This is a genomic window from Archangium sp. Cb G35 (genome assembly GCF_001896145.1).
Lineage (GTDB): Bacteria > Myxococcota > Myxococcia > Myxococcales > Myxococcaceae > Archangium > Archangium violaceum.
Window position 1 is genome coordinate 191,045 of sequence record NZ_MPOI01000014.1, and the last position, 22,752, is coordinate 213,796.

Sequence of the window (22,752 nt, forward strand, 5' to 3'; positions counted from 1 at the left end):
CCTCGGGTGCGGAGCCCCTGTCCGCGCTTCACTTCAGGGAGAACTGGACGGGAATCTCGACGATGACGCGCACGGGCCGGCCGTGGTGGCCGAACGCCGGTGAGAAGCGCCACTGGGTGACGGCGGAGATGGCCGCCTCGTCGAGCTCGGGCACCGAGCGGACGATGCGCGCGCTCCCGGCCTCCACGTGCCCATCCGTGCCGATGATGATGCGCACCAGCACGAGCCCCTGGATGCCATCGGCCTTGGCCCGCCGGGGGTAGCGCGGCTTGACCTGCGCGAGCACTTCCGGAGCGCGCGCCACCTGCTTCAGCTCGAGCGCCGAGCCGCCCGTGGCGCCCAGCAGCCCGCCCTCGCGTCCACCGAGCGCGCCGCCCACGATTCCCGCCACGACGCCTTCCACGCCCGGGCTGCCCACCGCCTCGATCGCGGGCGTCTCCTCGGGCTCCGGCGGGGTGTCCTGCACCGTCTCGGGGTTCGCCGTCTCGACCGGCGTCTCCACGGGCTCGGGGACCGGCTTCTTCATCGCGAGCGCCGGGACGACTCGCGGGGCGCGCGTCCGCGCCTGGCGCTTCACCTGCTCGGGAGCCGCGGAGTGGGCCGCGCTGGAGGCCGCGGGCGGCGGAGGCGGGAAGGAGAAGAACACCACCTCCGGCTCCTCGGGGAGCGTGGCGGCCTTCGGCTCGCCGTGGGGCAGGGTGAGCCCCAGGATGATCACCCCGGCGTGCACGAGCGCCGCGGCGAGCACGGCCCAGGCCCAGCGCTCCCGCTCACCCGACGCGGCCTCGCCCATGCGGAACAGCCCCATGGAGGGCTTCGTGTCCTGTGGCGTCGTGGGGGCCACGTCCTGCATCCCAATATGGAAATTGAGAATCATTCTCAGTTACACCCCGGGCAGGGATATCCCACGTGGGTTGGAACGTCAATGTGGGGACCCGGCAGTGTGGGATGGGTGGCACGGAGAGTGTATTTCAGGGCTCGGCCCATTGGCGGAGGAGGTTGTTGTAGACGCCCGTCAACATGACGAGGGAGGGGCTTTTGGGCACTTCCTTGTTGAGCTGCATGATGGCCATGTCGAGGTCGAAGAGCAGCGAGCGCTGAGAGACATCGCGGAGCATGCTCTGGACCCAGAAGAAGGACGCGAGCCGGACGCCGCGGGTGACCGGGGTGACGTGATGCAGGCTGGAGGCGGGGTAGATGATGAGGTCCCCCGCGGGCAGCTTCACCGAGTGGCTGCCATAGGTGTCCTCCACGACGAGCTCGCCGCCGTCATAGGAGTCCGGGTCGGAGAGGAAGAGGGTGGCGGAGACGTCGGTGCGCAGGCGCATGGGCGTGCCGGTGATGGGGCGGATGGCGTTGTCCACGTGCGAGCCGAAGGTCATGCCCGCCTCGTAGCGGTTGAAGAGGGGCGGGAAGACGCGCTGGGGCAGCACGGCCGAGATGAAGAGCGGGCTGCGCTCGAGTCCCCGCAGGACGAGGTCTCCGAGCTCGCGGGCCTCGGGGCTGTTCTCCGGGAGCTGGAGGTTCTTCTTCGCCTGGGCGGACTGGTGGCCGGCGGTGCTGCGGCCATCCTCCCAGGAAGCCTGGGCGAAGACCTCGCGGCAGCGGGCCACCTGCTCGGCGGTGAGGACGTTGGGGATGTGAAGCATCATGGGAAGAGGTCCTTATCACCAGAAGACACGTTCAACGGCAGAGCGACTCGTGGGACCGGTAGGCGCCCCGGATGTCCGCGCCCTCGCGCCAGAAGAAGGCGGCTTCGAGATACTCCGGCCAGTCCCGCCGGGAGAGCGTGCAGCGGAGCGCGCGGGCGGCGGTCGGTGCCAGCAGCGAGTCATGCGTCACGAAGACATGGAGTCCCTGGATGGAGCCCGTGCGGTCGAGCATGTGTCCGACGAGCCTGGTGGCCGCGGAGGCAGGGTCCGCGAGGCCTGGGAGTACGCCCTCTCCGTTGATGAGGTGCTCCATGAATGACTCCAGACCCAGCCGTTGCAACGTCTGCCCTCCGAGGAGCGCGTCCACGATGAACGCACCCGGAGCACCGAGCAGCCGATCAGGGAAGATGCCGAGGTTCGCCCCGGCTCCCTCGCGCAGTGCCTCCGCTGTCTGCACGCAGCGGAGGACGGGACTGGTGTGCAGGGCCGCGAGCCGGCCGCGCATCAGTCCGCCCAGGTGCTTCGCCAGGGTCATTCCCTCCTCCGTGAGCGCGAGCTCATCACCTGTCTGCCCGGGAGGGATGGGAGGCCGGGCCGCGTGGCGCAAGAGCAGGGCCACGGGCCGCTCGGGAGGTAATCGTGCGAGCCAATGGAGGACGGACGTGGGGAGCATGGCGCATCTGGCTCTCAATGCGGCTCCAGCGTGAAGAGCCAGTTTCCTCCCGCGAGCCTCTGGCTTTCGAGGTAACGCAAGCCCACGCGTTCGAACAGCACGCGGAATTGTGTCCCGGTGCGTTCGCGTCCACCGGTGGAGACGAGCATGTGCAGATCAAGCAGCCCACCCCCCGGTTCCTCCTCATCGAGCAGGAATTCGATGACATGGATCCGGCCACCGGGAAGCAGGGCTTGTCTCGCCTGCTCCAGGATGAGCGCGGCCCGGGCCTCGTCCCAATCGTGGAGGATGCGAGACAGGATGACCGCATGGGCCCGAACCTCCCAGGGCGTGAAGATGTCCGCGGGCAGGAGGGTGACGCGCCCGGCGAGCTCCGGGGGGATCTCGGCCTGCCGCGTGACTTCCGGACGTTCCAGCAGGACTCCTCGAAGCCCAGGACGCCGTGTCAGCAACTCGAACAGGAGCGTTCCCGTGCCTCCTCCCGCGTCGACGACGATTCCCTGTGTCAACGCTCGTAGATGCTCCGCGAGGCTCGCATAGTCCTGACGTGCATAGCTCGCCATGGCCCGGTGGTAGCTCGCCACGCGCCGCGGATCTTCCGAGAGCTCGTCGAAGAAGCGCGGAGGCTCCCACGTTCCTTCAGCGCGGAGGGCTTCTGGGAGCGTTTCCCACAGGCGGTAGCAGTCTCGTCCCCAGTGCAGTGCCGCATCCACCATCTGAAGGGGGTGCTCCCGGTGGAGCAGGGCGCCTCGGGAGGTTGCCCGCCATGTGTCTCCCTGGCGTGTCACGAGCCCCAGCTCGTCCATGGCTCGCAGCAGCCGCTCGCATCGGTCCGGTGCAAGGGCCCGCAGCTCCGCGACCTGGGATGTGGAGGCGGGCAGCGCCTCGATGATTCGCAGCTCCGCGGCGGCACGGAGGGCTTGTGTCCTCCAGAAGCCCACCATGTCTCCCGACAGCGATTGGAGCTCGCTGCGCCTGGGCTGCCTCGGCTCGTGCACGGACGCGCCCTCCTCGTCGATGACGAGCAGGGAACCGTCCTCACTCTCCACCCGGGCCTGCCCGTTGTAGAAGGGCTCCACCATCGCGAAACGCCGCGCATACAGAGGCTCGCCCTGGGTGTTCACGTGGTGCCAGCCACGCTCGTCCCGGGCCCGGGCGTAGCCCTTGTGGAACACGTCCAGATCCAGGAAGCGCCGTCCGTTCAGCGGCAGGCCATCCTTGTGGATGTGCAGGTGCAGACCGGAGGCGTCTTGCACCACCGCGAGTCCATCCCGGAAGTCTCCCGCATACGCATACCGTTCCGCGTACGCCGGGTTCCCCTTCCGATCGACATGGAAGTAGCGGCCGTCTTTCGTGCGCACCGTGCAGCGATCGTCCTGGAAGTTCCCGCACCACGCATACCGCTCGGGTGAGAGCTCCGAGCCGTCGGGGCGGATGTGGAAGGCTCCGCTTCCGTCCACCACCGTGGCCAGCTCCTCGTAGAAGCCGAAGGTGCGGGTGAAGCGCCGCGCGTAGACGGCCCGGCCCAGGACGTCGATGTGGAAGGCGCCTGTGCCGTCCTTCGCCGCGGCCAGTCCCGGGGCGTGAAAGGACAGCACCTCGATGAACCGGACCGGGTAGAGCGGGGCCCCTTCGCGGGTGTGATGGGTCCGATCCGCCGACACACGCGTTCCCGCCCACGGGCTCATCGCGCGGCCTCCACCGGCTGGCGCATGTTGCAGCTCCGGCACAGCGGGTGCTCCTGATACGTCTCCCGCAGCCGCTGGTAGGCCTCGCCATTCCACACGTCCTGGATGCCTGTCTGGTGCAAGTCGCCGAACTCACCGAGGGTGCGCCGCTGCTCGTCCGGCGCGCAGCACGGATCGAAGCGTCCCTCGGCGCTCACCCAGGCCTCCTTGCCCAGGAACGGGCACCGCGCTCCCGGTGCCAGGTCCTCCACCGCGCCCGCGTCCAACTCGTGGATGTTCTCCAGCAGCACCCGGCGGCCCTCCGGCAGGGGATTCTCCTCCACGGCCCGGCGTGCCTCGAGCACCGCCGCGTTCCAGCGCGAGATGGCCTCCGGGTCGCGTCGCATCGACAGGGATTTGATCTGCTCGAAGTGGGCCCACAGATGGTGTCCCTTCACCCGGTCCACCCCCAGGCTCGCGGCCAGCCGGACGATGTCCGCCAGCTCGGCCACGTTGGTGTCCAGGAAGGTGAGCTGCAACGTCACCCGGCACCGGTGACCGCCGGCCCGGGCATGCGCGTCCCGCTCGGCGATGAAGGTGCGCAGGTTCTCCAGCACCCGCTCCCACCGCGTGCCGAGCATGATGGCTTCCTGTGTCTTCTTCGTCGCCCCGTTCCAGGAGATCTTCACGTCCGACAGGATGGGCACCAGCCGCCGGGCCCACTCGCGTGCTCCCCTGCGGGGAAAGGTGCCGTTCGTGGTCAGGTTCATCAGCAGCCCGTGCGACATGCACAGGTCGATGATGTCGTCGAAGTGGTCGTAGATGAGCGGCTCACCCATCGTGGAGGGGATGAGTTCCCGCAGGGGCGTGTCCCTCGAGTCCTCCATGATCCGGCGCAGCAGCTCGATGGGCATGCGCCGTTTCGGCTTCCCCGCGGCCTTGCGTGCGCTCTGCTTGCCGCTGTAGGGCGAGTGCTCCTCGCACATGATGCAGCGCAGGTTGCAGTCATCCGGGTTGGTGTCGAACGTGATGCGCCAGGGTCCTGGCTTCGAGGGCTGCCGCGAGGCGCGTTTGTCCCGGATGACCCGGGCGTAGAGCGCCTCCACCTCGTGGACATGGTCCTTCATGTCCACCACGTCGCCGCTCTCCGACTGGAGATAGCCGCGTGCGCCGAGCCGTGAGGCCAGCGCGGGCTCGTCCACCAGCTTCTGCAAGGCGTGCGCGAGCGCCTCGGGATCGCGATGCTCGAAGAGCAATCCGTTCACCCCGTCCTGGACGTACTCTCGCATCCCGCCCGCGTTCGCGGTGATGACGGGGACGCGCGCCTGCAAGGCCTCGTGGATGACGAGCGGCGAGTTCTCCGCCCAGATGGAGGGCACCACGATGGCGTCCACGTGGTTGAACACGTCCCGGACGATCTCCGGGTTGCGGTACTCGTGCTTCCACTCGACCCGCTGGGCCGCATCGCCTGGCAGTGCGCGAGCCAGGGCCTGGAGTGCGTCCGTGTTCGCGCCCCGGGGCCGGCCGTAGATGCGCAGCCGTGCCGGGCCTCGCACCCGGCCGAAGGCTTCCAGCAGGTGGTGGATGCCCTTGGCCGGGATGTGCGTGCCGATGTACCCGAAGACGAAGTCCTGTTCCGGCTGCCGCACCCGGCCGGCGAGCCGCCCGAGGTCGAAGCCGTAGTCCAGGTAGCGCAGCTTGGAGGCGGGCAGGCCAAAGCCGTCCCGGAACCTCTCGAGCAGGTAGCGCGAAGGCGCGAGGAACACGTCCACGAGCCCGGCCATGCGCCGCACGTGGTCCATCCTCCGGTGCACCCAGTCCGACCATTGGGTCACGTCCCGTTCGCGCTCCTCGGGAGCGCCCGAGAAGTAGCGGGCGTAGCAGCGCTCGGCGCACTTGCGGTCCTCCTGACCCTCGCATGCGGCCCAGAGGTTGTCCGGGTCCTCCGGGTGCATCTGCATGAACTGGCCGCGTGGGCACATCAACCAGTAGTCGTGCAGGGTGAAGACGATGGGGATGTTTCGTGAGGCGGCCTGTTCGAGGAGGGAGGTCGACAGGTGATTGAGGTGGCCCACGTGAACGACGTGGGGCCGGAGCGTGTCGAGCAGCCCGGCGAAGCGCTGGTCGACGCCCTCGTGCCGGTAGCGGTCGCGGCTGTTGGGCATGTTGACGAGGTGCAGTTCGACGCGCGAGTCGTCCGGGTCTCGCTCCTGCCGCAGCGAGTAGTCCGGAGCGAAGGGATCTTCGTAGCGCGTGAAGACATGGACCGCGTGCCGCTCGGCGAGGCCCTGGGCCAGGGCCTGGGTGTAGACCTCCGAGCCGGCGTTGAACCGCATGGGATAACCGTGGATGACTTGCAGGATGCGCATACGCATCTCCTGGGCGTCGCGGTGGGGGGCCGCGGCGGGAGCAGAGACAGTGTGAAGTGGGGGCCCTGCCCGAGCGTCCGGCAGGGACCCCTCGCCATTCAGTGGGCCGGCCTACTCGTCCTGGTCCTGCGGATGCTTCGATTCAGGCACCGCAGTCTCCCAGTCCGTGGGCCGCTCCGGGTAGCCTCGCGACTTCCAGAATTGGTCGTTGTTGCGATTCAGGTTGTTCGCGTGGTTGTCCTGCTCGGCCTGCGGCTGTTGCCCGCTGGACGGCTGCTGCTTGCTCTTGCTCATCTTCGTTCCCTCGTGCGAGGGCCAGTCCCGACGTGTCCCAACCCCCATTGGCCGCCTGGAGAAGGCGTGGTGCTTGTGCACCCGGGCACGTTGAACCGGAGTCCACCGGCTGATCCCCAACGGTTACCGACCGCGCCAGTCTGACGACTGTCCACCGGACCCTGAGTGGTGAGGCGGAGTAGCTCACAACCACGATAGAGAGTGGGCATCCCCCATGCCACCCCATCCGCGGGGCAGATGTTCTGCTCGTTGCTCTCCTGGAACAGCCACCAGCCGGGCCAGCCCGTGCCGCCCCCGCCCCGCCCGTGATGGCCCTCCCGAGCGTCCGGAGTCATGCACTCGAGGCGAGCCTCGCCGCTTCCCGCCGTCAGCAGCCAGGCGAGCAGCGGGGCATACTCCTCCCATGCTCGCGACCCTGCTCGTCCTCTCCGTTCTCCAGCTCTCTCCGGCGGATGCGCCCCGGCTCGACGTGGAGCCGCCTCGTGCGGTGAGCCTGCTCTCGCCCTCCATCGCCGCGCCCCATGGCTACGGGCTCCTCTCGCACGAGCACCAGCCCGGCAGGCCCGCGCGCTCCTCGTCCTTTTCGTTCCTGCGCGCTTTCGGGGAGTTCGTCACCGGCTTTGGCTCGCAGCTCCTCGTGGGCTCGGGCCTGTGGGCCGTGGAGGTCGTCACCCTCTTCGGTGCCACCGTCCTCACCTCCGCCTTCACCGGCGGCGATGGCGCTGACTTCGTCCTCGGCGCCGGGACGCACGCGATGATCGTCTTCAACGGCGCCGTCCTCCCGCTGCTGAGCACCTTGCCCATCTGGCTCATCGCCAGCACGGACCTGGGCTACTCCCACAGCTTCATCTGGACGTGGCTCTCCGGCATCGCCACCTACGCGGCCTACTGGTCCCTCCAGTACAGCCTGCCCTCGCGCTACGGCGGCCTCGAGCTCATCCTCTGGCCCTCGCACGTCACCAGCTGGCTCCTCGTGGCCCTGGTGCAGACCGTGGTCATCAACCTCACCAAGGAGCGTTCCTCCTCCATCTTCAGGGCTCCCTCGGGCGCGCTGCTCAACGTGGATGGCGCTCGCGTCTCCGTGGGCGCGCCGCTTCCCGTGCTCGCCCCGGATGTGTCGCGGCCCGGCCGCGTGGTGCCCGTGTTCTCGCTCGCCCAGGGCCGCTTCTGAGCTCGGAGACCGCACCCCCCGTGTGACCCCGGCCTTCGGGGAGTTGCCGTTCTCCCTGGAATTCTCATATGACGAGAGGTGGACACCGGAGGTGGACCGTGTCGCCCTTTGTCTCGCGCCGTTTCGTCCCGGGCCTGGTGATGGGCTTCCCGCTCGGGTTGCTGGCCATGGTGTTGGGGCTGCTGCCGCTGGCCGTCCGCGCCGAGCCGGACACCTTTGGCCTGGGCAATGGGCAGCATGGCCGCTTGCAGGTGACGGCGGCGGGGACCGTCATCAATGCCTCCACGCCGCTCCTCGCCGAGGCCGCCGCGGGGGCCACCGAGCTGAGCGTGGTGGAGGCCTCGGTGTTCGCCGCGGGAGAGCTGGTGCTGGTGCTGCAAGTGGGGGATGAGCAGCCCTTCGAGTCGCTCCGCGGGGCGGTGGACGAGCTCGAGGCGCGGGACTCGGGGGCGGGCCGGTGGGAGCTGGCACGCGTGGCGGAGGCGGGGACGAGGGTGCTGCGCCTGAGCGCGCCGCTGGTGAATCGCTTCGCCTCCGTCTCCCAGGTGGTGCGCGTGCCCGAGTACACGGACGTGCACGTCTTGAACGAGGCCTCGCTGCGGGCCCTGTCGTGGAATGGGCGTAGCGGCGGAGTGCTGGCGTTCCTGGCCACCGGCACCGTCATCAACCAGGGCTCGCTGGACGTGGGTGGGCTGGGCTTCCGGGGCGGCTCGGCCGAGACGGATGTGGCCACGGCTCTCTTCGACTGCGCGGCGGAGGATGGGACGGCGCCGGTTGGAGGTGGCGCGCGCAAGGGCGAGGGGCTCGCCGGCCGGGGCGAGGGAATTCCCCGGAGCGGGTATGGCCGGCTCGCCAATGGAGGTGGAGGCGGCAATTGCCACGACGCGGGCGGTGGAGGCGGAGGCCATGTGGGCCCGGGAGGGCAGGGCGGCCGCTCCTCGCAGGAGAGGACGGAGCGCGACGTGGGCGGCCGGGGTGGCTCGGCGCTGCGCTACACGCGGGCCCAGGAGCGCCTGCTGTTCGGGGGTGGTGGTGGCGCGGGCATCGAGGGCACGGCGGGAGGCGCGGGCGCCGGCATCATCTTCGTGCGCGCCCAGGACATCTCGGGCCCCGGTTCTCGTGGCGTCATCACCGCCAACGGCCTGGACGCGCCCTCGGCCAGTGGTCTGCACGGAGGTGGCGGAGGTGGCGGCGCGGGCGGCACGGTGCATGTGCGGGTCGCGCAGAGGTTTGGCTGCACGGTGCTCTCGGCCAACGGTGGGGCGGGCGCGTTCAGTGACACCTCTCCCGGCGGAGGCGGTGGAGGCGGGCTGCTGTTCATCCAGGCCGAGGGTGGTGTGCCGGCGGACTGTGCCGCCACCTCGAGCGCGGGGGCCGCGGGGTACTCGCCCGAGGGCACCCGGGGCGCCGAGCCCAGCACCGCGGGCGATCCTTCATATGGAGGCCGTCAAGAGGTCATCCCCCGGGCCTTCGCCGCGCCCGCCGTGCCGGGCTGGGTGTCTCCCGGGGCGGGAGAGACAGGGGTCGCCGCGATGCCGCGTTTCGAGGGGAGGACGGCGCCTGGTGCCACCGTGCAGGTGTTTCTCGAGGGCGAGCCACTGGGGGCGCCCGTGGTGGCGGATGACTCCGGCACCTTCGTCGTGGTGGCCTCCACGGAGCTCGCGGTGGGGCCGCATGAGGCGTCCGCCTGGGCCGAGCAGTACGGCTTCCGGAGCGCCCCATCGGCGCCGCTCGGTTTCTACGTGGGCAGCCTCGCGCTGGATGTGGGTTGTGGTTGTGGCGTGGCCTCGGGGAGCGGCGCGTGGGGGCTCGGGCTCGCAGTGCTCGCGCTGCGGGGCGCTCGCCGGAGGCGGGGCGGTTCGTAACCCCTGGCGCTGTCCGCCCGGTGCGCGGGCGGTCCTACTCCTCGTCCCTGTACCCGTCGGCGAGTGAGAGGGGGTACAGGGCGCGGTGGTTGACGTTGGGGTGGTACGCGGCCAGGTAGAGTTCAGAGCCAATCAGCACCCACTCCCGTCTGGCGGGGGCGGGTTGTGCCTTCAGCCAGGCTTCTGCTTCCTCGTGCGTGGTGAAGGATGCCGTGGCGACAGGGGGGGCCTGCTCCTCCAGGTCAACGAGGTAGTAGTTGATGCTGCGGGCGGGTGGCAGCCGGCGGAAGTTCGTTTCGCGGTCATACATCACGGCGTGGTAGTCATTGCCGATCAGAACGCTGGCGAAACGCGGTGGGGCAGGGTGTTTGTCGAGCCAGGATTGCGCCTCCTGCATCGTGTCGAAGGCGGCCACGACATGCGGGGGGCCACCCGCTTCGAGATGCTCCAGGTACTGGCTGAAGGACTCGTACTGGCCGGTCGCTGAGATGAACCGGAGCGTATCCAGGATGACCTGGATCAGCCTTTCCTCTCCAACAGCGTCGGGTTCATCCAGGAGCTGTGTGAAGAACGTCTCCGTTTTGCGCAGGCGCTCCGCGAGCTCCGGGAAGTCATCGTCTCGAGATTGAACGAGAGGGGCGGAGTGAGGGTCCTTGCAGAAATCCTCGAAGGGGTAGTGCTGACCGGTGGCGAGAACGAAGCGGAGAGCGTCTCGTGCGAGACCAAGAATGCGAGCCTGCTCGGGCGGCTGATCTGCTCTCCACCGCTTGCCGATGACCTCCTGAGGATGCCGGAGAATGGTGAGAACCTTCATGGTTGCGAGACAGCGAAGTGGGGATTGGAGGGGGCATCGTGTGACGCGAAGAGCAGGGCCGGTGCGAGGATCAGTCCCCCGCCTCCCGTGGCAACAGCGACGAACGCCACCCCGGCGATGACAACGACAGCCCCCACCAGGATCTTCTCACGATTCTGCTTCAACCAGTCCACAGCGCTGTTGAGCGCCGTGAATTCGACGGCCCCGCCTGTGGCCCGGTCACGAAGATCACAGCAGTCACGATAGGCCGGATAGCACCGGGTGCGACATATTTCATCCTTCGAATCCTTGGTTGCGTGCGTCCAGTTTTTGCCCCTGAGCGAGCCCGCACACATTTTCACGCACTGGTCGCGCTCTTCGTCACAGTCGCGTGTCCAGGCCGCATGGACGATGTGCCCTCCAGAGAGGCCGTTATCCGCTCGGTAGGGGGAGTATCCCGACAGGTCGAAGTCGCTGATGGGCTTCCACGCGTGGTTCACCTGCCCGTCGGTCGTCTCCTCGATGACGAGCACGTAGCGGGAGAGGTCCTTCGCGCCCGTGGGACCGGGGATGGCCGGACTGCGGGCCACACTGCAGGAGAGGATCAGGAGGCCAAGGCTCGCGGCCATCAGCCGTTGCGAGGTCGAAGACGGTTTCATGTGGGGCCCGGCCATGTACCACGGTCCCCCGAGTGCGCATTCCCTCTCTGACGCGGCGTTCCAGAGGTGCCCCTGACTCCGGAGCGGCGCACCGGTTTTATTGGGATTCCTGTTTTCTCATAGACAGGGATGAGGCCTTCCCCCTACCATTTCGTCCCCTTCCTGTGCGCCCCCGCGCGGAATCGAGACTGAGATGAAGAAGCTCTTCCTGGCCGTAATGACGATGGTGATGGCGATCGGCTGTTCGGACGGTCCGTCGCAGGTGGTGGACGAGGCGGAGGGCTTCGCGCTGCTCCAGCGTGATGCGACCACCCTCGAGGCCACCTACCGCTCGGGCGGCGCTTCCGTTCGCATGCTGGTGGTCGAGACCTCCGCCAACGTCGTCGAGGTGACCTACGACTTCGGCAATCCCGTCATCGGTTTCCACATCGACTACTCCCAGGGCGTCGGCAAGTTCATGCCCGAGGGCAACGCGCTCGACGCCGCGCAGGCCCAGTTGATCTCCCCGCTGCTCGAGGGCATCTCCAAGGCCATCCCCGAGGAAGGTCAGCGCACCCGCTCCGAGGACGCGGCGATGCGCCAGACCAGCTTCATGCAGATCGTCCCCACGGGTGAGCTGCTCTCGTCGTACCAGTACGTCTCGGCGCGCGGCTGGACCCACCTCTCCTGCACCTGCGGCAGTCAGAACATCGGCGGCTACACCCGTCAGGCTGGCCGGGGATGTGGCTGCACCGGTGGCTCGGGCCAGGGCTGCAAGGGCCGCTGTGGTCAGGGTTGCGGCATCACCAGCACCCCCGCCTGCGTGGGCACCACGGTGTACACCCAGGACTGCGCCAAGCACGACTACGGCCTCGGCAGCTTCTCGGCCGCTTCCGACGACTACACGTTCGCCAGCAACAACTGCAGCTGCAGCGGAGTCGGCACCTGCTACTAGTCTCCTCTCGTAAGGCGCTCGCCGCGCTGGCCGTCGTCGTGGGCACGGCCCTCGGATGCAGCAAGGCGTCCAATCCCTGTCCCGATGGTGCGCGGCTTCATGGCCGCGCCCCACCCGAGGGGACCCTCCAGTGGTGCGCGAAGTCCGACGGCAAGAAGCATGGCCGCTGGGTGGAGTGGCACCCCAACGGGAAGATCAAGACCGAAGGGCCCTACGTCGACGGGAAGATGGAGGGCCACTGGGTGAGCTACTTCGACACCGGTGTGAAGCAGTTCGAGGGCGAGTACCGCGGCGGCCTCAAGCAGGGCGTGTGGACCCTCTACTACGAAGAGGGACAGAAGAACCGCGAGGAGGTCCACTCCGCCGGCTCGCAGGAGGTGAAGTGGACCGCGTGGCGCTCCGACGGTCAGAAGTGGGCCGAGGGGACACTGCTCGCGCAACGCGCGCAGGGCCTCTACTCGGAATGGCACTCGAATGGAGTGCTGGCCGCGCAGGGCCACTACGCCAATGGCGAGAAGGCCGGTGATTGGAAGTATTGGGACCTCGACGGCAAATCCTCGGTCGAGGCGCAGGGTGACTTCTCGCGCGACTGAGCCGAGGTTCCTGGCCATGGTCCGGAGCCCCGTGGATGTCCCCTCTCCCTCTGGGAGAGGGTCAGGGTGAGGGTCTTCCCCTTGCCGAGGCCCGTCACCGTGCTGCTCCTCCTGATGGCGGGGGCGTGCGGCGTGTCTCCCGCGCCCTCGCCCGAAGTGCATCGGCAGGCCATCACCGGGGGAGTGCCCGAGCCAGGCTCTCCCGCCGTGGTGGCGATCGTCCCCGTGTCGCCGCTCTGTGGTGAGCCGGACGAGGCCTCTCCGGTCCTGTGCACGGGCACACTGGTGGCCCCTCGGGTCGTCCTGACCGCGGCGCACTGCGTGGAGAGCCCCGATGTCTCCCAGGTGCTCTCGGTGGTGTTCTCGCCCGAGCCAGCGCGGGCGCTTCCCTCCGAGCGCGTGCGTGTCCTCGAGGGCCGGCTGCACCCCGCCTTCAACGCCGTGGAGAACGACATCGGTGTGTTGATCCTCGCGGAGGACGCGCCCGTCGCGCCGGTGCCGTTGGCGGAGGTGTCGTTGCCGGCGGACGTGGTGGGGCGGACCCTGCGGGTGGTGGGATTCGGCCGCGATGACGAGGGCCAGACGGGCCGCAGGCTCAGCGGCACGGTCCAGGTGGCGGCGGTCGAGGCGGGAACCTTCTCCATCCTGGCCTCGCCTGGAATGTCATGCGGCGGCGACAGCGGTGGCCCGTTGTTCCTGGAGGCCGAGGGGACCGAGCGCCTCGTCGGCGTCACCTCGTATGGAGACCCCGCCTGCACACGGGGCACCAACATGCGTGTCGACGTGCATACGGCCTTCCTCCAGGCCATTCTCGACGAGGCGGCCCGGACACCGCCCACGCGGCCGTCCGCCGAGCCCACCGTGGATGCGTGCTCGGCGCGGTGTCAGGGCCATGCCGGCTGTCCGCTCGGGATGGCCTGTGTCACCCGGCCCGATGGGGAGAAGAGCTGCGCGGTGGCGGGGCTCGAGGCTGGCCGCTTCGGCGCGGACTGCACCGGAGCCGATGGGGACCCACTGTGCGTGAAGGCGGGTGGAGCGTGCCGGTCATGGCTGCCCTGTGATGCGGCCGCTCCCGAGGACGAGGAGAGCGGGGGCGGCTGTGCGGCCTCGGGAAGCCGGGGTGGCTCGGGAATGGCGTTCGCCGCGCTCCTCGTCCTGGCAGTCGCGGCGGTCCGCTCCCGGGGCGCTCATGCCACCAGCGGGCGTGCGGAGTAGACTGACGCTCGTGGCGAATGTCTTCCGAGTCCAGGTGGAGTCCTCCAACTCGCGAGCGGCCGCGCTGGTGTTGGCGCGGGCGCTCCAGCTTCCCCTGGAGGAGGCTCGCCAGTTGATGGCCGAGCCTCGTGTCCTGCCCAGGGATCTGGAGGAGTCCGAGGCGCTGCGGCTGGTGGCGTCCCTCCAGCAGCACGGCGTGGCTTGCGAGCCGGTGCCGGTGGCCGGGCGCGGTGGCACCCAATGCGGCAGCCACCCAGCCCTGTCCTCGGAATCGCCCTGCGAGGACTGCCGCGCGCTGGTGTGCGTGCTGTGCAGGGGCCCGGAGGGTCAGCCGCTCTGCGCCCGGTGCCGTGCTCAACGTGCCCGCCGCACCCGGGCGAAGTGGTTGCGCGTCTCCGTGCTGCTCGCCGTGCTGGTGCTCATCGTGCAGTGGGGCACCTCGCGCCAGCGCACCCGGGAGCGGCGCCTGACGTGGGCCCGGTCGTTGGACGTGGCGGTGGTGCTGCTCGCCCACGGTGAGGTGAAGCCCGAGGTGCGCGAGGCCTGGCGCGAGGGCCTCGGGCGATTGGAGGACTGGCTCGAGCGCGAGGCCGGCCGCTATCGCTCGGACCTGGGGCGTCCCGTGCGGTTCGTCCTGGCCGGTCCCCAGTCCGCGGCCGGGTTGGAGCTGTCACCTCCCGAGGACTCGCTGGTGGCACGTGCCCGCCATGCGTGGACGCTGTCCCGGACCCTGTCCGCCGTGGACGAGGCCGCCGGCCTGTCCGCTCGCCCGTTGGATGCCCGCATCTACGTGATGCTGGAGCCGCCGGGCGAGGACGGCGCGCGCTTCGTGGAGGGCATGGCCGAGGCGGGAGGCTCGGTGGGCCTGGTGCGGGGGCTGTTGGAGGAGACGGGGCTCACGCTGGAGCTGACGGCGGTGGCGCACGAGCTCTTCCACTGTCTGGGCGCCGCGGATGCCTATGACGAGCGGGGCCATGCACGCGTGCCGGAGGGGCTGGCCGAGCCCGGGCTCCAACCCCTCTATCCCCAGCCCGCCGCCGAGGTCATGGTGGGCGAGGTTCCGTTGGGTGAGGCCCAGGGGCGTCTGCCCGAGTCGCTGGACGAGGTCCGCGTGGGGCCCGCCACGGCGGCGGCGCTGCGCTGGAGCCCGTGAGCCGGACGCGCGCCGGGCTCCCGCTCAGCGGTACTCCTCGTTCATGGACGCGAGCTCGCGGCGGCAGAACTGCGCGAGGACGACCCGGCGGCGGCGCCCGGACTCGTTGCACGCGCCGGCATGCCAGAGGTGCGAGCTGAAGACGATGACGTCTCCCGCACGGGCCTCGAGCACGCGCTCCTCGGGGTGGTGCCCCTGGGGCTGGGCGTACGGGCCGCGCGGCATGCGGGCCCAGCGGTGACTGCCGGGCACGATGCGCGTGGCGCCGTTGTCCCGGTCCATGTCATCGAGCACCCAGAAGGCATTGGCGAGGATCTGCCGCTCGGCGGGGGTGGGCTTGCTCCAGTCGACATGGAGCCCCTGGCGTCCGTGGCCTCGGGGCGGCGAGCGTCCGTGCAACCAGCGCACGTGGAGGTCGTCGTCGAGCAGCACGCCCAACGCGGCGAGGACGCGGGGATGCGTCCGGCAGAGGGCGAAGGCCGGGTCCGGCGTGAGGTCCGGTCCCCAGTTGGTGTTCGCGCCCTCATTGGGCAACGAGGCGGCGAGCCGCTCCCAGGCCGCGTGCATCGCCGCGAGCTCCTTCGCCGGCAGCACGCCCGGGAGCAACAGCCAGCCCTGGAGCTCGAGCTGCCGCCGTTCGGTGGGAGGGAGGGAATTCATGCCGCGCAGGATGCACCCTCTCGCCACGTGAGGGTCAAGCGGGCGTGAGTCCCGGTGGCGGAGGGCGCTATGCTTTCCCGAGGCGCACCGCTTCCCCGGAGGCGCGTGGGAGGATCTTCATGAAACGACACGGGTGGATGTGGGGCGCCATACTGGGGGTGTTGGCCCTGGTGCTGTGGTTCGCCTCGAGCGGTTCACCCGGGGAGTCCTCTTCCGGCGGCCAGGAAGGCTCCCGTGACTCCCACGTGGGCGCGGGCTCGACGCTCCGGGCCTTCTTCTCCTCCGAGCCTCCCGCCACCGGAGACGCGGCCCTGCGCATCCGCGGCACCGTGAGGAACGCTCGGGGACCCGTGGCGGGCGCGCGGGTGTTCGCCTCGGGAGTGGTGGCGGGGGAGTCGCTCTCGGCGATGCCCTGCCGGCTGGGGGAGTTGGAGGACCCCGAGCGCTCCATTCTCGACTGCGCCTCGTCGTTCCGCTTGTCCGGACTGGTCAACGAGCGCACCGGCGATGCCTCCGTGCTCGCCCGGGCCACCTCCGAGGACGATGGCTCCTTCTCGCTGGAGGGACTGAAGGCGGGCCACTACGCGCTCTGGGTGGAGAGCCCCGAGGGCGTGGGCATGCGGCAGGACGTGCCGGCCGGAGCGGAAGGGGTGGAGCTGATGCTCGGGGAGGGCGTGCGGATGTCGGGCCTCGTCAGCACCGAGGAGCGCGTGCCCGTGGCGGGGGTGCTCGTCACCGCCATCTTCACGGCCCACAGCCGCTTCTTCGAGACCGTCACCGATGCCACGGGCCACTACCGCCTGGGCCCCCTGCCCCGGGGCGAGTACGTGCTGCTCGTCTCCAAGGCCGGTCTGCTGCCCATGCACACGACGTTCACGGCCTATGGCCGGGAGCTGGCGCGGAAGTTCGTCATGTACCATCCACGCCGGATTTCCGGGCAGGTGTTGGCCGCGGGAGCGCCGGCGGCGGGAGTGAACGTCAGTACCTGGGTGCACGAAGAGCAGACCGCGCGCGCGGTCCTCACGGATGCGGCGGGGCGGTTCTCCCTGGAGGGGCTGGCTCTCAGCACTCACGAGGTCGTCGCCATGCGAGAGGAGCTGTGGGCCAGCAGCCGTGTGGACTTCAACACGGCGGAGCCGGCCCGGTTCCTGGTGGAGCGCAAGGACGTCACCCTGGAACTGGAGCCCGTCGTCAACGTGACGGGCATCGTGCGGGACGAGGCGGGGCGGCCCATCGAGGGCGCGCAGGTCGAGCTGACGGAGGTGGACGAGAAGGAAGAGGAGGAAGAGCAGGACGAGGACTCGTACTCCATCCCCGTGTCCGCGGTGGGGACGGACGAGGAGGGGCGCTATCAGGTGGGGCCGGCGAGGCCTGGACGGCTGCGGCTCGAGGTCATGCACCCGCGCTACGAGGAAGCCAGCCACGAGGCCGTCTTCCAGCCCGGGACGCGCACCGTGGACTTCGTCCTCGAGCGCGCCGAAGGGGACGGGGCGGAGGGGGAGGAGGAGGAGGAGGACGAGCCCAAGGCTCCGCGCGAACCCCGGCCCATGTTGGTGGGGGAGGTGGTGGATGAGCTGGGCGCGCCCGTGTCCCAGGCCGAGGTGAGCGTCTGGCCCGAGGCCGGCACGTGGCGGGGGGGGCAGCTCGATCGCACGCTCACGGATGCGAAGGGGCACTTCTCGTTCAGCGCACCGTCCGAGGGCCGCTACCGGATCGTCGCGGAGTTCGCGCAGGACGACGTGACGCATGCCGCCGTGCGGGTGGTGGAGGTGGTGGGCAAGGGGGACACGCACGTGCGGCTGCGCTTCGAGCCGGGGCAGGTGGTCTCCGGCGTCGTGGTGGATACTCGCGGCCAGCCCGTCGAGGGAGCCCAGGTCCAGCTTCGCAGCGCCCTGCGCACGCAGTTCTACCACCATGGCAGGCCGGTGCGCTCATGGAGGGGGAACCAGCAGACCGGGCCCGATGGCCGCTTCACCTTCCAGAGCGTCTCGGGAGAGCAGCTGGAGCTGGTGGTGGCGAAGGAAGACTACGTGCTCGCCTGTGCGGAGCAGGAGGACGGACGCATCGCGCTGCCGGTGAAGGCAGGGGAGCGGGAGCTGCGGGTCGTCCTCCTGCGCGCGGCCACCGCCACCGGGCGGTTCGTCCAGAAGGATGGGTCCCCCGTCACGGCCTTCGTCCTGAAGGACAACCTGTGGAGGGAGGAGGACGGGCACTTCACCGTGCCCATCCGGTGCAACGGCACGCTCCAGTTGGAGTTCATCATCCCGGACGAGGTCCAGGTGCCCGGGCCTCGCCGGATACGGCGCTCCGTGTCCGTCCGGGAAGAGGTGGACACGGACCTGGGGGTGATCGTCCTCGACGGGACGTGAGCTCAGGTCTTCTCGGCCTCGTCGGCCATCGCCTGGAGCACCAGGAGCGTGGCACGTCCGCGCTGGGTGCTCTCGAGCTGGGCCTCCGGATCCAGCCTCAGCGCCGCCTCGAGATCCTGGAGCGCCTCGGCCACCTTCCCCTCGCGCAGCAACAGCTCGCTGCGCCCGACGAGCGCATCCACGTTGGCGACGTTGAGCTGGAGCGCCTGCGTGAACTCCTCCATCGCCTCGGGGAAGCGCTGGAGCTGGGCGTACGTGGACGCCAGGTTGCAATGGAAGACGCTGTCATACGGCGACGCGACCACCAGCCCCTTGAAGATATCCAGCGCGGCCTGCAGCCGGCCCTCGGTCAACAGATTGTGGCCGAGCGTGGCGATCTCATAGAGCCGCTTCTGCGAGAGGCCCAGGTACTGGGCGGGAGTGATCTGCCCGCGGATGAGGCGTTCTCCCCACTCGGCGGCGTTCGGAGTGGGAGCGGCGTTCGGCGTCTGGGAATTCGGGTTCATGGGAGCTCTCTTCCTGGATGGCTCAGACGTGGAAGTTGCCGCGGTGGGAATGGATGCTCTGGCGGAGGTCGTTCATGCGCGTGAACGCATCCATCATCTGGCCCATGTCATGGAAGCTCTTGCGCAGGTGCTTCTCGCGCCGGTCGAGCCAGGGGCCCTCCTGGCCCGGAGCGCTCAGGTGGTTGCTGCCGAAGTGGCAGCCCCCCATGTTCCCGGACATCTGCGCCAGCTGGGAGAACAGCTGCGACAGGTTCTGGAAGAGCTGCTGGAACTGATTGGCGTACGGCTGCTGGGAACCTCCGGCAGCCGGGTTGTGTTCACCCGGGAGGATCGAGCCCCCGGACGCCGGCTGGGAGCCGTGAGGCCCGTTCGTGGGCGGCGTGTTTCCGGCCGCGAGGGTTCCGCCCAGCTGGAAGGACTCGCCACCGTTATTGCTGCCGATGACCTCCTGGCCCTTGAAGGACCAGTCATCCGTCTCCCGGCCCATGACGAAGACGTCCTTGCCACCGAAGCTGTTGGCATGGGCGTAGCCATCCTGGGTGACGGTGCCCGTCTTGCCCTTGCCCTTGTCGATGTCGGTGATCTGCACGCGGTCGTTGCCGGAGATGATGTCCAGCTTGGCGCTGACCGTCGCGCCGTTGCCGTAGGGAGCGGTGGAGCAGTTGATGCGGGTGCCGTCGCCGAGCACGAAGGTGCTGTCGCGCTTGAAGTCCCACTTGCCGCCGTCGCCCTCGGCCACGTGCGGGTCGCCCCAGACCTTGGTGGTCTTGCCGTCCGGACCGGTGATCTGCCAGTCGAACTGGCCGGTGGCCTCGATCTTGTAGCCGCCCGGCGTGGTGACGACGCCTTTGTCGTCCGTCTTCAGGGTGCCCTGCGGGTGGCACGAGTCATGGGGCCGCGGAGGCGACGTGTGGCAGGGCCTGGGGGGCTGCTGGTACACGTTCGGCGGGGCACGCTGCGGGCGGAAGCAGTCGCCACGCCCGGACCGGGGGCTCGAGCCCAGCGCCTTCAATGCGGCGGCCATGGTGCGCACCAACTGCGCCTCCGCCCTGTTCAGACATCTCTGGCTGGCGAACGGGCTCGGCCCGATACCCCTACTCGAACCCATACCCATGGGCTTGGTGGTGTCGAATTTCACGGCGCTGTCCTTTCCGAGGCGGACGGGGTGGATTGTCCGATTCGCGGAGAGGCCCGAGGCTGGGGTGCATCTGGCTCTTCGCGTCCGGTCAGGGTAGGCACGTGACCCGGACGGACCATCCACACTGCGGTCGTAGATGGCCGTCGCTTGGCGGACAGCGGATGTGTTTGGGGTTCAGTTACTCATAGAGATACCCGAGCTCCCGGGTGCCGAGCATGTCGAGAGCGCTCAGGCCGTGAGCGGTCATCCGTTCATTGTCATACTCGCCAAAGGGATGCATGTCCTGGTGATGGGAGTTGTGTCCGTCCCCATCCTCGTAGACGCCCGGGTGCAATTCCTCCCACTGTGCCCAGACGCGGTCCACGTTGGCGTGGTGGAGGTAGAACACCGGATCATTGGGCGAGACATCCGGAGCTCCCATCGTCCCCCAGCGCTCCGAGCCATCCTCGAGGCGGAAGTGGCCCGCCACCCACGTGTGCACCATGTTGTGCATGTGGAAGTAACCCGGGCGCTCCGGGTCGAAGCCCTCCAGGTAGTTGCGGAAGCTCCGCTCCCTCGGGGACTTGTCGTTCCAGGGAGCCACGTCGAAGGTGGGAATGCTCAGGCCGAACGCCACTTCCTCGGCCGTGGGCAGGTGGATGTTGTCGTTGACGTCCGCCTCGTAGCGGCCCGTGGCGCGCACCAGGTGGGGATGCGGCGTCTGGGCCAGGCCCTCGGGCCTGTCCGAGAAGACGTGGATGGTCCACTGGCCCTTGCGGAACGGGCCGTTCGTCACCGCGTACTCCTGGCTGGCATCACCCTGGGTGCCCATGAAGGACTCGGAGAAGATGGCCCGGGTGCTTTCGGGGTCCGTCCAATCCCAGTAGGGAACGGTGATGTCCTTGCCGCTCACCTCGCGCAGGGCGTCCTCGAAGAGCAGCAGCATCTTCCGGTGCCAGGGGAGGATGGTCGGGTGAGCATGGGCCACGTGGTGCTCCGGGCTCATGCTGTAGTTGAAGGCCTCTTTGTGAAAGAGGACGAACTGGTCGTAGTAGGAGACGCCGGGCGTGTAGGGGGACGGCGTGGCCTTGAGCTTCAGGATGGCTTCCACGAGGTCCTTCTTCTCGGTGGCCGTCAGCTCCTTGGCGTTCTTGCGGATGCGGGGGGCGGGCGTGCCCCCGCCGCAGGCGGCGAGGAGGCAGGCCACGAGGGTCACGACGAGCGCGAGGGGTGTGGGGTGTCTGGACATGGTGAGGGCTCTTTCCAAGAGCGATGCCACTCCCCGGGTGCTCACAAGCCCTTGGAATGATTGGGTGGATGGGGTTGTGACTTGCCGGGACACTCCCAGAATGGCATTCCAGGACTGCCATTCTGGGATTCGCGGGAGGGTGCATCCATGCGGCTGGAAGACCTGGACCTGAGGGAGCTCCTTCAATTCGAGCCCACGGGCGGCATCCTTCGCTTCGCGGGCCAGCGGGCCGTGTTGCTGGACGCGGTGGCGCTGGGGCTGCTGCGCCAGCAGCTCATCGAGACGCTCGGACTGGCGGGAGCGCGCGCGGTGCTCACCCGCTTCGGCTATGCACTCGGCCGGCGCACCGCCGAGACGTTGAGGGATGCCTTCCCGTGGGACTCCGAGGACGACTGGCGGCGCGCGGGAGGACGCTTCCACCGGCTGCAGGGCCTGGTCCTCTTCGAGCCGGTGAGGCACGAGCGGCCCGTGGCGGACGCGCCTTTCGCCGAGGCCCTCTGGCACGAGTCATTCGAGGCCGAGCAGCACCTGCTGCACGTGGGGCGCTCCGAGGAGCCGGTGTGCTGGACGCTGTGTGGCTTCGCGAGCGGCTACCTGAGCTACGGCCATGGCCGCGCCATCTACTGCCTCGAGGAGCGGTGCCGCGGGAAGGGAGACGCCACCTGCGTCATGGTGGGCCGGCCCCAGGAGGAGTGGGGCGCGGAGGCCGCCAGTCAGCTGAGCTACTACGAGAAGGACTGCCTCGACGAGGCGCTCAGCCGCGTCACCCAGGCGCTGAAGTCCACCGAGCGGACGCTCCGGGCGAAGCGGCGGGAGCTGGCCCAGGCGGAGGGGGAGGACGACGCGAAGGCCATCCTCGGCAGGAGCCCGGCCATGCAGCGGGTCCGCGACCTCGCCGAGCGCGTGGCCCAGGTGGACTCGACCATCCTCATCACCGGTGAGAGTGGCGTGGGCAAGGAGGTGCTGGCCCGTTTCATCCACGAGCACTCGGCGCGCGCGGCGGGCCCGTTCGTGGCCATCAACTGCGGCGCCGTGCCCGAGAGCCTGCTGGAGAGCGAGCTCTTCGGCCATGCGCGAGGCTCCTTCACGGGGGCGATCCAGGACAGGATCGGGCTCTTCGAGGCGGCCCAGGGGGGCACGCTCTTCCTGGACGAGCTGGGGGAGGTGCCCCTGTCGATGCAGGTGAAGATCCTCCGCGCGCTCCAGGAGCGGGAGATCCGCCGCGTGGGGGAGAGCAGGAACCGGCCCGTGGACGTGCGGGTGCTGGCGGCCACGAACCGGGACCTGGCCGCGGACATCCAGACGGGCCGCTTCCGGCAGGACCTCTACTACCGGCTGCGCGTGGTGGAGATCCGCATTCCTCCGCTGCGGGAGCGCCGGGACGACATCCTCGTGCTCGCGCGCCAGTTCCTCGCGCGCTCCGCCTCGCGGCTGCGGAGGAAGGTGTCCGGGCTCACTCCCGAGGCCGCGAACCTGCTGTTGCGCTACCACTGGCCGGGCAACGTGCGGGAGTTGGAGAACACCCTCGAGCGCGCCGTCGTGCTGACACGGGGGAGCAGCATCGAGCCGCAGGACCTGCCCGATGAGCTCCGGGGCGCGGCGGTCTCGCCGGTGTACACGCCGGGCACCCTGCGCTCGCTCGAGGAGGTCGAGCGGGAGTACATCCTCGCGGTGCTCGAGGCGGTGGGAGGCAACAAGCTGAAGGCCGCCGAGACGTTGAAGATCGGCACCTCCACCCTCTTCCGGAAGCTCAAGCAGTACCAGGGTGCTTCCGGAGCGTGAGCGGGAGGGGCCTCACGCGACGAGGCCGGCC

The 22,752-nt window shown here is 69.3% G+C and carries 20 protein-coding genes; 8 read left to right on the top strand and 12 right to left on the bottom strand.

Going from position 1 to position 22,752, the window contains the following annotated elements; all coding sequences use genetic code 11:
• Positions 1-28: 28 nt before the first annotated feature.
• The 6 genes from BO221_RS37555 to BO221_RS37585 all read right to left on the bottom strand — a co-directional run bounded on the left by BO221_RS37555 (position 29) and on the right by BO221_RS37585 (position 6,655).
• On the bottom strand, positions 29-877 hold the full coding sequence (locus BO221_RS37555) for an energy transducer TonB (RefSeq protein WP_233166432.1): 849 nt from the start codon (positions 875-877) through the stop codon (positions 29-31).
• A gap of 94 nt (positions 878-971) precedes the next feature.
• Positions 972-1,652: a Fe2+-dependent dioxygenase gene (locus BO221_RS37560; protein ID WP_073565684.1), complete on the bottom strand. Its 681-nt coding sequence runs from the start codon at positions 1,650-1,652 to the stop codon at positions 972-974.
• A 31-nt stretch (positions 1,653-1,683) separates the two neighbouring features.
• On the bottom strand, positions 1,684-2,325 hold the full coding sequence (locus BO221_RS37565; RefSeq protein ID WP_083682005.1) for a histidine phosphatase family protein: 642 nt from the start codon (positions 2,323-2,325) through the stop codon (positions 1,684-1,686).
• Between the two features lie 14 nt (positions 2,326-2,339).
• On the bottom strand, positions 2,340-4,013 hold the full coding sequence (locus tag BO221_RS56665) for a methyltransferase (protein WP_083682007.1): 1,674 nt from the start codon (positions 4,011-4,013) through the stop codon (positions 2,340-2,342).
• Entirely contained in the window at positions 4,010-6,361 is a 2,352-nt protein-coding gene (locus BO221_RS55610; protein ID WP_198956266.1) for a glycosyltransferase, read from the bottom strand. The genes BO221_RS56665 and BO221_RS55610 overlap by 4 nt, the downstream gene beginning before the upstream one ends.
• Positions 6,362-6,472: 111 nt before the next feature.
• Positions 6,473-6,655, bottom strand: a complete 183-nt coding sequence (locus tag BO221_RS37585) for a hypothetical protein (RefSeq protein ID WP_073565687.1) — start codon at positions 6,653-6,655, stop codon at positions 6,473-6,475.
• A 403-nt stretch (positions 6,656-7,058) separates the two neighbouring features.
• Here BO221_RS37585 and BO221_RS37590 point away from each other — a divergent pair, with 403 nt between their 5' ends.
• Together BO221_RS37590 and BO221_RS37595 are read left to right on the top strand one after the other, a co-directional pair.
• Positions 7,059-7,826, top strand: coding sequence for a hypothetical protein (locus BO221_RS37590; protein ID WP_073565688.1), 768 nt, complete (start codon positions 7,059-7,061; stop codon positions 7,824-7,826).
• A gap of 98 nt (positions 7,827-7,924) precedes the next feature.
• Positions 7,925-9,691, top strand: coding sequence for a hypothetical protein (locus BO221_RS37595; protein WP_073565689.1), 1,767 nt, complete (start codon positions 7,925-7,927; stop codon positions 9,689-9,691).
• Between the two features lie 34 nt (positions 9,692-9,725).
• On the opposite strand, the gene BO221_RS37600 is transcribed toward BO221_RS37595, so the two are convergent.
• Positions 9,726-10,505, bottom strand: a complete 780-nt coding sequence (locus tag BO221_RS37600; RefSeq protein ID WP_073565690.1) for a hypothetical protein — start codon at positions 10,503-10,505, stop codon at positions 9,726-9,728.
• Positions 10,502-11,143, bottom strand: coding sequence for a hypothetical protein (locus BO221_RS37605; protein ID WP_143195916.1), 642 nt, complete (start codon positions 11,141-11,143; stop codon positions 10,502-10,504). The genes BO221_RS37600 and BO221_RS37605 overlap by 4 nt, the downstream gene beginning before the upstream one ends.
• A gap of 193 nt (positions 11,144-11,336) precedes the next feature.
• Here BO221_RS37605 and BO221_RS37610 point away from each other — a divergent pair, with 193 nt between their 5' ends.
• The 4 genes from BO221_RS37610 to BO221_RS37625 all read left to right on the top strand — a co-directional run bounded on the left by BO221_RS37610 (position 11,337) and on the right by BO221_RS37625 (position 15,038).
• Positions 11,337-12,077: a hypothetical protein gene (locus BO221_RS37610; protein ID WP_073565692.1), complete on the top strand. Its 741-nt coding sequence runs from the start codon at positions 11,337-11,339 to the stop codon at positions 12,075-12,077.
• Positions 12,078-12,115: 38 nt separating this feature from the next.
• Entirely contained in the window at positions 12,116-12,670 is a 555-nt protein-coding gene (locus BO221_RS37615; protein WP_233166433.1) for a toxin-antitoxin system YwqK family antitoxin, read from the top strand.
• 66 nt (positions 12,671-12,736) lie between these two features.
• A complete protein-coding gene (locus BO221_RS37620) occupies positions 12,737-13,885 on the top strand; it encodes a trypsin-like serine protease (protein ID WP_233166434.1) in 1,149 nt (382 codons plus the stop codon).
• A 10-nt stretch (positions 13,886-13,895) separates the two neighbouring features.
• Positions 13,896-15,038: a hypothetical protein gene (locus tag BO221_RS37625; protein WP_073565693.1), complete on the top strand. Its 1,143-nt coding sequence runs from the start codon at positions 13,896-13,898 to the stop codon at positions 15,036-15,038.
• Between the two features lie 24 nt (positions 15,039-15,062).
• On the opposite strand, the gene BO221_RS37630 is transcribed toward BO221_RS37625, so the two are convergent.
• A complete protein-coding gene (locus tag BO221_RS37630) occupies positions 15,063-15,698 on the bottom strand; it encodes a phytanoyl-CoA dioxygenase family protein (RefSeq protein WP_073565694.1) in 636 nt (211 codons plus the stop codon).
• A gap of 119 nt (positions 15,699-15,817) precedes the next feature.
• Here BO221_RS37630 and BO221_RS37635 point away from each other — a divergent pair, with 119 nt between their 5' ends.
• Positions 15,818-18,067 (top strand): carboxypeptidase-like regulatory domain-containing protein, encoded by a 2,250-nt coding sequence (locus BO221_RS37635; RefSeq protein WP_083682009.1) that lies wholly within the window; start codon positions 15,818-15,820, stop codon positions 18,065-18,067.
• 2 nt (positions 18,068-18,069) lie between these two features.
• Here the strand turns inward: BO221_RS37635 and BO221_RS37640 are convergent, their stop codons facing one another.
• The 3 genes from BO221_RS37640 to BO221_RS37650 all read right to left on the bottom strand — a co-directional run bounded on the left by BO221_RS37640 (position 18,070) and on the right by BO221_RS37650 (position 20,939).
• On the bottom strand, positions 18,070-18,573 hold the full coding sequence (locus tag BO221_RS37640) for a tetratricopeptide repeat protein (protein ID WP_073565696.1): 504 nt from the start codon (positions 18,571-18,573) through the stop codon (positions 18,070-18,072).
• Positions 18,574-18,595: 22 nt separating this feature from the next.
• Positions 18,596-19,597: a DUF1521 domain-containing protein gene (locus BO221_RS37645; protein WP_233166435.1), complete on the bottom strand. Its 1,002-nt coding sequence runs from the start codon at positions 19,595-19,597 to the stop codon at positions 18,596-18,598.
• Positions 19,598-19,889: 292 nt separating this feature from the next.
• Positions 19,890-20,939 carry a tyrosinase family protein gene (locus BO221_RS37650; protein WP_073565697.1) on the bottom strand — a complete coding sequence of 350 codons (1,050 nt, stop codon included), beginning with the start codon at positions 20,937-20,939 and terminating at the stop codon, positions 19,890-19,892.
• A 147-nt stretch (positions 20,940-21,086) separates the two neighbouring features.
• Here BO221_RS37650 and BO221_RS37655 point away from each other — a divergent pair, with 147 nt between their 5' ends.
• Positions 21,087-22,721 (top strand): sigma-54-dependent Fis family transcriptional regulator, encoded by a 1,635-nt coding sequence (locus tag BO221_RS37655; protein WP_073565698.1) that lies wholly within the window; start codon positions 21,087-21,089, stop codon positions 22,719-22,721.
• Positions 22,722-22,752: the final 31 nt, after the last annotated feature.